At 33.3% G+C, this 12807-nt stretch carries 12 protein-coding genes; 1 reads left to right on the plus strand and 11 read right to left on the minus strand.

Annotated features, from left to right (window positions below):
- Window positions 1-25: 25 nt before the first annotated feature.
- Window positions 26-1342 carry a replication-associated recombination protein A gene (locus DWX29_RS06840; protein WP_118565472.1) on the minus strand — a complete coding sequence of 439 codons (1317 nt, stop codon included), beginning with the start codon at window positions 1340-1342 and terminating at the stop codon, window positions 26-28.
- Window positions 1343-1836: 494 nt separating this feature from the next.
- Here DWX29_RS06840 and DWX29_RS06845 point away from each other — a divergent pair, with 494 nt between their 5' ends.
- Entirely contained in the window at window positions 1837-3225 is a 1389-nt protein-coding gene (locus DWX29_RS06845; RefSeq protein WP_022088309.1) for a citrate/2-methylcitrate synthase, read from the plus strand.
- A gap of 55 nt (window positions 3226-3280) precedes the next feature.
- Here DWX29_RS06845 and DWX29_RS13040 read toward each other — a convergent pair whose 3' ends face one another.
- The 10 genes from DWX29_RS13040 to thiD form a co-directional block, all read right to left on the minus strand.
- A complete protein-coding gene (locus tag DWX29_RS13040) occupies window positions 3281-3403 on the minus strand; it encodes a hypothetical protein (protein ID WP_260978702.1) in 123 nt (40 codons plus the stop codon).
- Window positions 3404-3576: 173 nt separating this feature from the next.
- A complete protein-coding gene (locus DWX29_RS06850) occupies window positions 3577-3975 on the minus strand; it encodes an arsenate reductase ArsC (protein WP_118565473.1) in 399 nt (132 codons plus the stop codon).
- A gap of 129 nt (window positions 3976-4104) precedes the next feature.
- Window positions 4105-5199, minus strand: coding sequence for an endonuclease/exonuclease/phosphatase family protein (locus DWX29_RS06855; RefSeq protein WP_118565474.1), 1095 nt, complete (start codon window positions 5197-5199; stop codon window positions 4105-4107).
- A 363-nt stretch (window positions 5200-5562) separates the two neighbouring features.
- Window positions 5563-5742, minus strand: a complete 180-nt coding sequence (locus DWX29_RS06860; protein ID WP_118565475.1) for a DUF4250 domain-containing protein — start codon at window positions 5740-5742, stop codon at window positions 5563-5565.
- A gap of 13 nt (window positions 5743-5755) precedes the next feature.
- On the minus strand, window positions 5756-6115 hold the full coding sequence (locus DWX29_RS06865) for a hypothetical protein (protein WP_118565476.1): 360 nt from the start codon (window positions 6113-6115) through the stop codon (window positions 5756-5758).
- A 17-nt stretch (window positions 6116-6132) separates the two neighbouring features.
- Window positions 6133-6606: a small multi-drug export protein gene (locus DWX29_RS06870; RefSeq protein ID WP_022088303.1), complete on the minus strand. Its 474-nt coding sequence runs from the start codon at window positions 6604-6606 to the stop codon at window positions 6133-6135.
- Window positions 6607-6757: 151 nt separating this feature from the next.
- Window positions 6758-7468: a polysaccharide deacetylase family protein gene (locus DWX29_RS06875; RefSeq protein ID WP_118565477.1), complete on the minus strand. Its 711-nt coding sequence runs from the start codon at window positions 7466-7468 to the stop codon at window positions 6758-6760.
- A gap of 268 nt (window positions 7469-7736) precedes the next feature.
- Window positions 7737-10313 (minus strand): ATP-dependent chaperone ClpB, encoded by a 2577-nt coding sequence (gene clpB / locus DWX29_RS06880; RefSeq protein WP_022088301.1) that lies wholly within the window; start codon window positions 10311-10313, stop codon window positions 7737-7739.
- Window positions 10314-10619: 306 nt separating this feature from the next.
- Window positions 10620-11930 carry a phosphomethylpyrimidine synthase ThiC gene (gene thiC / locus DWX29_RS06885; protein ID WP_117910366.1) on the minus strand — a complete coding sequence of 437 codons (1311 nt, stop codon included), beginning with the start codon at window positions 11928-11930 and terminating at the stop codon, window positions 10620-10622.
- Window positions 11931-11945: 15 nt separating this feature from the next.
- Complete coding sequence (thiD, locus tag DWX29_RS06890) at window positions 11946-12749, minus strand: bifunctional hydroxymethylpyrimidine kinase/phosphomethylpyrimidine kinase (protein ID WP_118565478.1); 804 nt, start codon at window positions 12747-12749, stop codon at window positions 11946-11948.
- Window positions 12750-12807: the final 58 nt, after the last annotated feature.

Below are 12807 nucleotides of genomic sequence, written 5' to 3' on the forward strand. Positions count from 1 at the left end.
TATCACCTTTCTAATCACTCTAGTGCTATCCCTTTATCTTTTTAAAATGTTCTTTTACTTTAACTTCGTATCCTAAATCTCCCGGATTGTAAAATACTTCATTTACAAGCTCATCCGGCAAATATTGCTGATTAACATAATGATTTTCATAATCGTGTGCATATTTGTAGCCATCACCATGTCCAAGCTTTGCTGCGCCTTTATAATGTGCATCCATTAAGTGAACCGGTATTCCTGATATCTTTGTATTCTGTACTGCACTCATCGCCTTCTCTAATCCCATATAAGAAGCGTTGCTTTTCGGTGCAGTAGCCATATATACCACTGCCTCTGCCAATATTATCTTTGCTTCAGGCATTCCAATCTGGTGGACGGCATTTGCAGCAGACACGGCAACTGTTAATGCATTAGGATCTGCCATTCCCACATCTTCCGCCGCTGATATCATAATTCGTCTTGCTATAAATTCAACACTTTCACCTGCATAAAGCATTTTTGCCAAATAGTAAAGTGCCGCATCAGGATCTGAGCCTCTCATACTTTTTATAAATGCAGATACTGTATCATAATGGTTGTCTCCTGATTTATCATATCGGATGGCTCTTTTCTGAATACATTGTTCTGCAACTTCCATTGTTATGTGGATTGTTCCATCTTCACTTTTATCAGTAGTTAAAATTCCTAATTCAATAGCATTTAATGCTGTTCTTGCATCACCATTTGAAATTTCGGCTAAAAAGTCAGCCGCATCATCATCTATTCTCGCATTAAACGCTCCCATTCCTTTTTCTTTATCATTAACTGCTCTTAAAATTAGCTGTTTTATATTCTCTGTCGAAAGCGGCTTTAATTCAAACACAATAGAACGTGAAATTAAAGCCCCATTAACTTCAAAGTATGGATTTTCAGTGGTTGCCCCTATAAGAATTAACGTTCCATCTTCTACAAATGGTAAAAGGTAATCCTGCTGTCCCTTATTAAAGCGATGAATTTCATCTACAAACAATATAGTCTTTCTTCCATACATTCCCATTGTCTGTTTAGCCTTTTCCACTACTTCTTCCATATCTTTCTTGCCTGCAACAGTAGCATTTATCTGAGTAAATTCTGCACTTGTTGTATTCGCAATTACTTTTGCCAATGTTGTTTTCCCAGTCCCAGGCGGTCCATAAAAAATAATTGAACTTAACTTATCTGCTTTAATTGCTCTATATAAAAGTTTATCTTTACCTATAATATGCTCCTGTCCAACTACTTCGTCTAATGTTGTTGGTCTTAGCCTGCTTGCTAATGGAGAATCCTTCTCCATATTTTCATTTCTCATAAAATCAAATAAATCCATTGATTTCACTTCCTTATTTTACTTTTAATTACTCACTTGTGAATTATCTGACCCAATAATCAAAATTATTTTAACACAATATACCTTTAGAATAGTACTTTAAGGCATATCCGTTTTTTATTTTATCACATTTTACCTTCTTTTTGTACATTATCTATGAATTAGAACAGTATTACCAATTACTGCTTAAATATGGCATCAAAGTTGGGGCGTTTGCCCTAACATCATAATAAATGTTTATTCACATTCCACAATTTTACTTTAAGGCTTAGATTATTATGCCCTGATAGTAAGCTTATCAAGTATATTTGTGCTTTTTTCGCGCATTTCGCTTAATTTAATTAAGTTTTTACTTTTCTTTTTTTGTTTTTCTTAAGTTTTATTGTTGTCTTTTCTTAATTATGTTAAAGTTCTACTTAATGGCGTCTATGCTAATGTAGCTATAGACTCTAATTACTAAACATAGATTTTTCTATGTACAATAGGAGGTCACTATGAACAACATAAATGAAAACATACCTGATCAGATTACACCACAGATATTAAAATATGCAGACAGATGCATTAATAATTCATGTATTGATGAATCTCTCTATAATTTATACGATGTTAAGAGAGGTCTTCGTGATAAAAACGGTAAAGGTGTTCTTACAGGCCTTACCGAAATCGGTGATGTTCATTCCTACGATATGATTGACGGAAAAGCTGTTCCTTGTGAAGGAAAACTTTTTTACCGTGGAATAGATATTGAAGATATTGTTAAAGGTTTTTTAGATGAAAACCGCTTTGGTTTTGAAGAAGTTACATATCTTTTATTATTTGGTGAACTTCCAACAGCAAAAAGATTAGAAAATTTCACAAATTTATTATCTGAATACAGAACTCTTCCACCTAGCTTTGTAAGAGATATTATTATGAAAGCACCAAGTAGAGATATGATGAACATGCTTGCACGTAGTGTACTTACACTTTACTCTTATGACGATAATCCTGATGATACATCAATTCCAAATGTTTTACGTCAAAGTTTAAGTCTTATTGCAAGAGTTCCACTTATCAGTGTTTATGGATACCATGCCCATAACCACTATCATCATGGACAAAGCCTTCATATAAACACACCGGACCCTAACATGTCCACGGCTGAGAATATATTAAGATTACTTAGACCTGATGGAAGTTTTACTCCGCTTGAAGCAAAAATCCTTGACTTAGCTCTTGTTCTTCATGCTGAACATGGTGGTGGTAATAACTCTACATTTACAACTCATGTTGTTTCTTCTTCAGGAACGGACACTTATTCTGCAATCGCAGCTTCTCTTGGTTCACTTAAAGGTCCAAGACATGGTGGCGCTAACATTAAAGTTAAACAGATGTTTGACCATATGAAAGAAACAGTTTCTAATTGGAACGACGATGAAGAAATTTCAAATTATTTGCATGCAATACTTGATAAGAGAATCTTTGATAAATCAGGTTTGATTTATGGAATCGGTCATGCTGTTTACTCTATTTCTGACCCTAGAGCAAAAATTCTTGAAGGCTTTGCTAAAAAGCTTGCACAGGAAAAAGGTCTTATGGATGAGTATCAGCTTTACAATAATGTTGCCCGACTTGCTCCTGAGGTTATTGCAAGTTGCAAGCCAATGCAGAAAAATGTAAGTGCAAATGTTGATTTCTACAGTGGATTTATATATTCTTCACTTGGACTTCCTGATGGATTGTTTACTCCTATGTTTGCATCTGCCAGAATTTCAGGCTGGTGTGCACATCGTATTGAAGAAATCATTAATGCCGGAAAGATTATCAGACCTGCATATATGAATGTTGCGAAAAAGACAAAGTACGTTGCACTTAATGACAGACATACAACTATTGTATAATATATATTTGATTTAGATATTAGTTTAAAATTAGATATTAATGCATAAAAAGATACTACGGATTTTCTAATATATCCGCAGTATCTTTTTTATATTTTACAGAAGCCTTATTCCCTACAATTTTAACTTTAACATTTTTAACCATTGCAGGTTTGTCTGCTTTAGCCTCTACTTGCATTGATGGTTCCACTTGAACAGTTTTATTTAGTGCTAAAATTGTACCGTGAATTTAGGAATATAATTTTCTCCCTCTCAATCAATTAGTTTAATTATATAAAAATGTAGCTTGTAATTCAACGTAAAAAATATTTCATTATCAAATATCTCTCAAATCTAAAATATTAATTATCTTTATTTGCTCATCTTTTCTTTTAAATTTAAAATATTTTTTTCAATCTCAGACATTACCTCCATAAACGCATCGTCACTACCGCCGGTTGGATCCTGCAATCCCCAATTATAATCGAAGTTCCTGCCAATATATGGGCAGCCAACATCACACCCCATGGAAATGGCTATGTCCGGTGTTGGAACTTTATCATAGGTCTTACTATACTGATTTTTTTCCATATCTATATTATATAACTTCTTCATAATTCTTACTGCATCCTGATTAATCTGCGGCTTTGTCTCTGTTCCTGCTGAATAACACTCTAACACATCTCCTGCAAGATGATTTCCCAATGCTTCCGCAATCTGGCTTCTACACGAATTATGTACGCATACAAATACGACTTTTTTCTTATTCATGAAATCCTCCTCTCATATGGTTAGCTATTTTTACAAGTGTAAGCAACAATATGTTTATACATATATATATCAAATCTTTTCAAATTTTCTTGTTTTCTGCTTACGAATTTTACTGTAAAAAATTTGCAATTACTTAAGCATAAATTTCATTATAACCGGCTGATGATCAGAATATGCAAATCCTGTGTCAGCCACCTCATATGATGTCATTTCTACATTATCAGATATTATAAACCCATCTAATGTAACTACATATGTTTTTCCCGGAATGTATTCCATATCTGCATTTCTTGCCGATTCAGGCATTTGTTCTAACTCATCCTGTGACAGTTTATCCATTGCAAACGTCACCCCTTGTGGCATTTCGCTTCTTGGGAACGGATATGCCCAACTTTCAGTTTCGTCACTTTTTGCTTCATCTGCTTTCAAATCATGATTAAAATCTCCGCCGCAAATAACATAATTTCCGTCTTCTACTTCCTTTTCCATATCTTTAAAAAGCATATTTAATTGAGCTTCTCTTATTTCATCGCTATTTCCATATGCTGATAAATGAACCGTAAATAAAACTAATTCTTTCCCATTTTCAACATTTATTCTGCTTATTGAATAGCATCTGTCTAAATCAAGGAATTTAGAAAATCCTGTTGAAATTGGAAGACTTCTTCGCAATGAATCTGTTATTTTGAATTTAGAATATAAGACAATTCCCGAATATGATTTTCCTATAGGTTTATAAAATGGATAAAATAAATATGCTGAATTATAATTTACCGCAAAACTACTATAATAATCATCAAAAATGTCAGTTATAATATTTTCCTGATTTACTCCATAACTCCTTGTTGATTTTCTATCCACTTCCTCAAACATCATAAAATCAGGATTATAACCACTGCTTAATGTAGCTGCACCTCTTATTGCTTTGGCACTGCTTTCCTTACTATAACATCTGGAATATTTTCCTCCGTCCATAAAAAAACTGTAATCAGGAAGATATGCTCCAAATCCAACATTATAAGTTCCTATTGTATATTCTACACCTGTATTAACTTCATCACTGACATTTTCATTTTTAACCTTAGGTTCATTTACTTTTAGTTTCTGCTTGTCATCTATTCTGTCATATGAAATAAAGACATATGCTACATACACTAAAGCTACAACTATTATAATTATAAGTATTGCAAAAATTGCTTTAACTATATTTTTTAATCTTTTCATTCTTAATCCTTTGTTGATATTTTTATAAATTTTTACTTTATGTATTCGCAGTTAACTCATATAAAATACATACTATTTGATTATACTACATTTTTTTATATTCTTATAGTTTTATTCAGTATTGCAGTTTGTATTTTTCGTTATTTTTTTTGTATATTTTCAATCGCATAGGCTGACTCATCGATTATATCAGGCTATCATAATGGTGCATAGCTTTTCGAAGTTCTTACATCCGACAAATGATATTCTATGCAAATGCAATTAGTTTGCCGGGCTTTTGTTATAAAAAAAGAACCGGACACATCCGATTCTCCTATGCAAGTTCCGTATATGCTACTGAAATTCACACTGTTATTATACATATTATACAAATTTATTTAATTCTACATTGTACTCATAATTAATTGTTTTTAATTTGCTTATTATCTCGTCTTTCTCAACATCCCTTGTTCTGCAAAATCCATCCAAGTCCTGATGAGTGTCTCTAAGTGCTGTGTTAACTACGCTAAGTAACATAACCGGATCATTTGGTAAACCTGTCATAATAATTCTCCTTTTATCTTACACCCCATATCAAATATCCTATAATGATTCCTGCAATTATTCCTATAATCATATGCACAATTCTCATTATATCCATTTCTTTTGGTGTATTTTCTTTATTCTTTGACTTACTTTGTATCTTGTCCTGTTTTTTCTTTTGTGAAATATTAAATCTTACAATGTCTATTGTAAGAACAATTCCACCTATAACAGCTATCGCTTCTGCTATCAAAGTTATAATAAACGCCTCCGGAAATTTAAAAGCAAAAAATACTGCAATAATTCCAATAATGGCTGATGGTGTTGCAATACCTATAGCAATTTTTCCCGGCAATGTTGGTGTATATTTTAAATAATCATATTTTTTATCCATTTAGTGCCTCTATTCTCTTAAAATAATGCAGTTAACGCTCCAAATACGCCTGCACTTCCAAGTCCCATTATAATTCCTGCCAAAAGAACTCCACCCATTACAGCAATTACACTTGATTTAAAATCCATATCAAGAAAACTTGCTGCTAAAGTTCCTGTCCATGCACCTGTTCCCGGAAGTGGAATTCCCACAAATAAAAACAATGCTACAAATAGTCCTTTCCCTGCTGTTTCCTGTAGTTTCTTTCCGCCTTTTTCGCCCTTTTCTATACAAAAAGTAAAGAATTTTCCAATATGTTTTTTATCTTTTCCCCAAATCAATACTTTTCTCGCAAAAAGATAAATGATTGGAACCGGAAGCATATTTCCTATAACACAGATAATATAAGAAGCTAATAAAGGCATTCCAATTGCCTGTGAATAAATTAACGCTCCTCTAAGTTCAACAAGAGGAACCATTGAAATCAAAAATATTATGATGTAATTTAACATAAAACTCTCCTTAAATAATTTTTCTAATACTATACCAGCATTTTGAAGTATAACATTACCTATTGTTTTTCACAAGTCCTTTTGTGGATTGCTTTGTTGCTTCTCTACGTTAATAATGACCCCAAATTAAGCAATCTTATTTTTTTATTTACTATTTATCTCTTCTTATAATTTGCTTATTTGAATTCATTTTATCAACTGTAACAAATACATAATCCTGTTTCTTTAATTCTTTTATAACCGTTTGTGCTGCATCAACAGAGCTTTCAAATATGTCATGCATTAAAATAATATCTCCATTTTTTACGTTTTTTAAAATTTTATCAGTTACAATGTCCTTATTTTTATATTTCCAATCTAACGGGTCAACATTCCACATAACTACAGACATTGATGTTTCGCTTAAAAGTTCATCAGTAAAACTGCCAAACGGTGGACGTATGTATTCCGGGGTATATCCTGAAATATTTGTAATCCATGCATTTGTAGTATTAATCTCCTCTACCGCCTCATCAAATCCTAATTTCGTTAACTGACTATGATTAAATGTATGATTTCCAATCAGATGTCCTTCATTTTTCATTCTTATAACAATATCTTCGTTTTCTTTTATATTTTTCCCAACTAAAAAAAACGTCGCCTTTACATTTTCTTTTTTCATAATATCTAACAGTCTTGGGGTACATTCACTGCTTGGTCCGTCATCAAAAGTTAACGCAACCCTCTTTATGTTTTTATATTTATTTATTGTTTTCAAATTATTTTCTGCTGTTTCTATAGTTTTTTTCTTCAAATTTCCCATTATAAATAAAAGCGGCAATATCATAATTAATGCAATAACCCACCATTTTTTTAACTTCATTTAAATCCTCTAAATCTTATTTTTATGTTTTTTTATCTTCTTTAAATTATATATATTTGTAAAGTGGAATATGTTTAATAGGACGTTTTAAACAAAATAAAAAGCTGAATTACCAACATGTTAATACGATTCCTGTTATTACACACGCTCATATTTTATGCTAATAATTCAGCTTTTATATAATACCAGAGTCAAAAAGACCTAAGCCCACATAAGTTTGCTTATAAGTGGTCGAAAGACCTTTGTCTGATATCTTTGTCTGATATCTTTATCTTATAATCAGTTTTCCATCTTTTGCATCAACCGTAATAGTATCTCCCATATTTACATCTCCTTGTAAAATAATCTTTGCTACTAAGGTTTCTACATTCTTCTGTAAATATCTCTTAAGCGGTCTTGCACCATAAACCGGATCATATCCATTATCTGCGACAAATTTCTTTGCCTCGTCTGTAAGCACTAAATGTAAATCTTTGTCTGCAAGTCTTTCATTCAAATTTGCAACTATTAAATCTACAATTCCGCCAATATTATCACGGGTAAGTGGTTTAAACATAATAATTTCGTCTAATCTGTTTAAGAATTCAGGTCTGAAATGATTTCTCAAATCATTCATAACCATCTCTTCTGCCTCAGGCTTTATATCACCATTGTCATTGATTCCTTCAAGCAAATATGAAGAACCAATATTTGACGTCATAATTAATATTGTGTTTTTAAAGTCCACTGTTCTGCCCTGAGAATCTGTAATTCTACCATCGTCTAATACCTGTAATAATACATTAAATACATCCGGATGAGCCTTTTCAATTTCATCAAAAAGTACTACCGAATATGGTTTTCTACGAACTGCTTCAGTAAGCTGACCGCCTTCATCATATCCAACATATCCCGGAGGCGCTCCGATTAATCTTGACACTGAATATTTTTCCATATATTCACTCATATCAATACGAACCATATTTGTCTCATCGTCAAATAAATTCTGTGCAAGTGCTTTAGCAAGTTCTGTTTTACCTACACCTGTAGGTCCTAAAAACAGGAACGAACCTATTGGTTTACCAGGATCTTTTATTCCCGCCTTTGATCTGATTATTGATTCAGTAATCTTTGTAACTGCTTCATCCTGTCCAATTACACGTTTGTGTAACTGTTCATCCAAATGAAGAGTTTTATTTCTTTCTGTTTCTGTCAGTTTAGCAACAGGTATTCCTGTCCAACGTGAAATGATTTTTGCAATTTCTTCATCTGTAACACTTTCACGTACCAAAGACAAATCTTTATTTTTTACATTTGCCTCTTCACTTTCTAACTGTTTCTGTAACTGAGGTAATCTACCATATTGTAACTCAGCCATCTTTTCAAGATCATACTTGCTCTGGGCAATCTGTATTTCTTTCTTGACCTGTTCAACCTGTTCACGAAGTTCCTGTAATTTGTTTACAGAATTCTTTTCGTTTTCCCACTGAGCTTTCTTATTGTTAAATGCATCTCTAAGTTCAGCTAATTCTTTTTGAAGTTCCTCTAATCTTTCTTTGCTCAAATTATCGGTTTCCTTCTTTAAGGCTGCCTCTTCAATTTCCATCTGCATAACTTTTCTTCTAAGTTCATCAAGTTCTGTAGGCATTGAATCAAGTTCTGTTTTTATCATCGCGCAAGCTTCATCAACAAGGTCAATTGCCTTATCAGGCAAAAATCTGTCAGTTATATAACGGTCAGATAATGTTGCTGCTGAAACTAATGCACTATCTGTAATTTTAACTCCGTGGAAGACTTCATATCTTTCTTTCAATCCTCTTAAAATTGAAATTGTATCCTCCACTGTTGGTTCATTGACCATAACAGGTTGGAAACGTCTTTCTAAAGCCTTATCCTTTTCAATATATTGTCTATATTCATCAAGTGTTGTTGCACCGATACAATGAAGTTCACCTCTTGCAAGCATAGGTTTTAACATATTACCTGCATCCATTGCACCATCTGTTTTTCCTGCGCCGACAATTGTGTGTAACTCATCAATAAATAAAATTATCTCTCCGTTACTGTTCTTTACATCTTCAAGTACAGCTTTTAAACGCTCTTCAAATTCACCTCTGTATTTAGCACCTGCTACCAATGCTCCTAAATCAAGTGAAAATATCTTTTTATCCTTCAATCCATCCGGAACATCTCCACTTACAATTCTTTGAGCCAAACCTTCTACTGCTGCTGTTTTACCTACACCGGGTTCACCGATTAAAACAGGGTTATTTTTTGTCTTTCTTGACAATATACGAATTACATTTCTAATTTCACTGTCTCTTCCAATAACAGGGTCTAACTTTTGATTTCTTGCTCTCTCAACCAAATCCTGTCCATATTTTCCAAGTGCATCATAAGTAGCCTCAGGATTATCATTTGTTACTCTCTGATTTCCTCTTATCTCAGCTAATACCTTTAAGAATCTTTCCCTTGTAATACCATATTCTTTGAAAAATTCTTTAACTTCTTTATTTGGCTTAGCAATCATAGCAAGGAATAAATGTTCAACTGAAACATATTCATCTCCCATTCTCTTTGCTTCATCTTCTGCTGCTAGCAATGCTGAATTAAGACTCTGACTAATATACCTCTGTCCACCTTGTACTTTAGGTTTCTTACTAACATAATCTTCAATTCTGTTTTTAAAATGTGTTGTCTGGATTTCCATCTTTTCAACTAATTTTAAAATCAGACTGTCTTCTAAATTAACAAGGCTGTATATTAAATGTTCCTGATCAATTTCCTGATTACCAAATTCCTCAGCAACCTTTTCACAGTTCTGAACTGCTTCAATTGACTTCTGTGTAAATTTACTAATGTTCATCTTCTATACCTCCTTAACTTCTGTTTTAAATATTAGTTCTTCACTCTCTTTCTTAGGATTTTCCTTTCCTACAAATACGTTATAGCACTTTTGTTAGCACTCGTCAAGAGTGAGTGCTAATTATTTTTTTAATTTTTTTAGTTTTTCTTTTGTTTTCATAAAAAGAACTGTTACATATCAATAACGCAACAGTTCCTTTTATGTAGCACAGAGCAAGCCGTAGTCATTAAATCATAGGTTTGCTTACCCTGACATCTTATATACTATGTATTTACGTATTATTATCCGCCTTAATTTCATTAAAGTTTAGAGTATATCTATATGTTCTCCATTTAAAGCTTTGTTCATACTACGGACTGCACAGAATTTGCCGCACATTGAACATGTATCTTCATGTTCAGGTGCTCTGTCTGCTCTAATTGCTTTTGCAGTTTCAGGATCAAGTGCGCATTCCCACTGAGCATCCCAATCTAAAACTCGTCTTGCATCTCCCATTTTATCATCTATATCTCTTGCGCCTCTTACGCCTTTTGCGATATCAGCTGCATGAGCTGCGATTTTACTTGCAATTATTCCCTGCTTTACATCATCTAAATTTGGAAGTGCCAAATGTTCTGCAGGTGTAACATAGCAAAGGAAAGCTGCTCCACTCATTGCTGCAATTGCACCACCAATAGCTGCTGTTATATGATCATATCCGGGTGCTATATCTGTAACTAAAGGTCCTAAAACATAAAATGGTGCTCCCATACAAATTGTCTGCTGAACTTTCATGTTAGCTGCTATCTGATCCATTGGTACATGTCCCGGTCCTTCAACCATAACCTGAACATCTTTTTCCCATGCTCTCTTAGTTAATTCTCCAAGACGAACAAGTTCTTCAATCTGACATACATCTGTTGCATCTGCAAGACAACCCGGTCTGCAGGCATCTCCTAATGAAACAGTAACATCATATTCTCTACATATATCAAGAATTTCATCATAGTATTCGTAGAACGGATTTTCTTCTCCTGTCATGCACATCCATGCAAAAACAAGTGAACCTCCTCTTGATACAATATTCATTTTTCTTTTATGTTTGCGAATCTGCTCTATTGTTTTTCTTGTAATTCCACAATGAAGTGTAACAAAATCAACACCATCCTGTGCATGTAAACGTACTACATCTATAAAATCTTTTGCTGTTAAAGTATCCAAGTCTCTCTGATAATGAATTACACTATCATATACAGGTACTGTTCCTATCATTGCAGGACATTCACTTGTAAGTTTTTTACGAAATGGCTGTGTGTTTCCATGACTTGATAAATCCATGATTGCTTCGCCACCCATCTTTACGGCTGACATAACTTTTTCCATTTCAACATCATAATCTTTGCAATCCTTAGAAATTCCAAGATTTACGTTAATCTTTGTTTTTAACATAGAACCTATTCCTTCAGGATCGAGACACTTATGATTCTTATTAGCAGGAATTACAACTTTACCACTTGCTACAAGAGGTAAAAGCTCCTTTACTTCCATTTTTTCTTTTTTTGCTACAATTTCTAATTCCTTTGTTACAATTCCTTTTCTTGCAGCTTCCATCTGTGTTGCATATAATCTTTCTTCCATCGTAATTCTCCTTTATTATTTTACTTTAGTATATTCATTTGTAATAGCAAATCCATGATTCATAGGTCCACTTTCCTTTCCTAAATCAAGCATAGCTGCTAATGCTCCTGAAATATACTCTTTGGCTCTAAAAACTGATTCTTCCAAATCATATCCTTTTGCCAGATTTGATGCTATTGCCGATGATAATGTACACCCTGTTCCATGGGTATTTGGATTATCTATTCTTTTCCCATGAAACCATTTGAATTCATTATCTTTATATAATAAATCGCTGGCATCATTTTGGTTATGTCCTCCTTTGCAAAGGACTGCACAGTTATATGTTTTTGCAATTTTTTCTGCTGCCTTTATCATATCTTTTGAGTTGTTTATTTTTATTTGGGCCAGTTCTTCTGCCTCCGGAATATTTGGAGTAAGAATCGTTGCCAAATGAAACAATTCTTTTTTTAATGTGTCTACAGCATCTTCATTAATAAGCCTTGCGCCACTTGTTGCCACCATTACCGGATCAATAACAATATTTTTCGCTTTATATTGTTTTAATTTATCAGAAATAACTTTTATAAGTTCTTTCTCTGAAACCATTCCTACTTTAACTGCATCCGGTTCAATATCCGTAAATATGCAGTCAATTTCCTGTGCCAGAAATTCAGGTGTTGCATTCTGTATTGCCGCCACACCTGTAGTATTTTGAGCAGTTAAGGCTGTAATGGCACTCATAGCATACACTCCATTTGCCATCATCGTCTTTATATCTGCCTGAATACCTGCTCCACCACTTGAATCACTTCCTGCAATTGTAAGGGCTGTCTTCATATAATTCTCCTACTATTTATTATTTAATTTTCTTTTTTGTCACATATATAGTAATTCT

The organism is Eubacterium sp. AF19-12LB, from assembly GCF_003479125.1.
Lineage (GTDB): Bacteria > Bacillota > Clostridia > Lachnospirales > Lachnospiraceae > Eubacterium_U > Eubacterium_U album.

Coding starts and splice junctions, on each gene's coding strand:
- DWX29_RS06840 (WP_118565472.1), bottom strand. CDS start 1,342: ATGGATTTATTTGATTTTATGAGAAATGAAAATATGGAGAAGGATTCT.
- DWX29_RS06845 (WP_022088309.1), top strand. CDS start 1,837: ATGAACAACATAAATGAAAACATACCTGATCAGATTACACCACAGATA.
- DWX29_RS13040 (WP_260978702.1), bottom strand. CDS start 3,403: ATGCAAGTAGAGGCTAAAGCAGACAAACCTGCAATGGTTAAAAATGTT.
- DWX29_RS06850 (WP_118565473.1), bottom strand. CDS start 3,975: ATGAATAAGAAAAAAGTCGTATTTGTATGCGTACATAATTCGTGTAGA.
- DWX29_RS06855 (WP_118565474.1), bottom strand. CDS start 5,199: ATGAAAAGATTAAAAAATATAGTTAAAGCAATTTTTGCAATACTTATA.
- DWX29_RS06860 (WP_118565475.1), bottom strand. CDS start 5,742: ATGACAGGTTTACCAAATGATCCGGTTATGTTACTTAGCGTAGTTAAC.
- DWX29_RS06865 (WP_118565476.1), bottom strand. CDS start 6,115: ATGGATAAAAAATATGATTATTTAAAATATACACCAACATTGCCGGGA.
- DWX29_RS06870 (WP_022088303.1), bottom strand. CDS start 6,606: ATGTTAAATTACATCATAATATTTTTGATTTCAATGGTTCCTCTTGTT.
- DWX29_RS06875 (WP_118565477.1), bottom strand. CDS start 7,468: ATGAAGTTAAAAAAATGGTGGGTTATTGCATTAATTATGATATTGCCG.
- clpB (WP_022088301.1), bottom strand. CDS start 10,313: ATGAACATTAGTAAATTTACACAGAAGTCAATTGAAGCAGTTCAGAAC.
- thiC (WP_117910366.1), bottom strand. CDS start 11,930: ATGGAAGAAAGATTATATGCAACACAGATGGAAGCTGCAAGAAAAGGA.
- thiD (WP_118565478.1), bottom strand. CDS start 12,749: ATGAAGACAGCCCTTACAATTGCAGGAAGTGATTCAAGTGGTGGAGCA.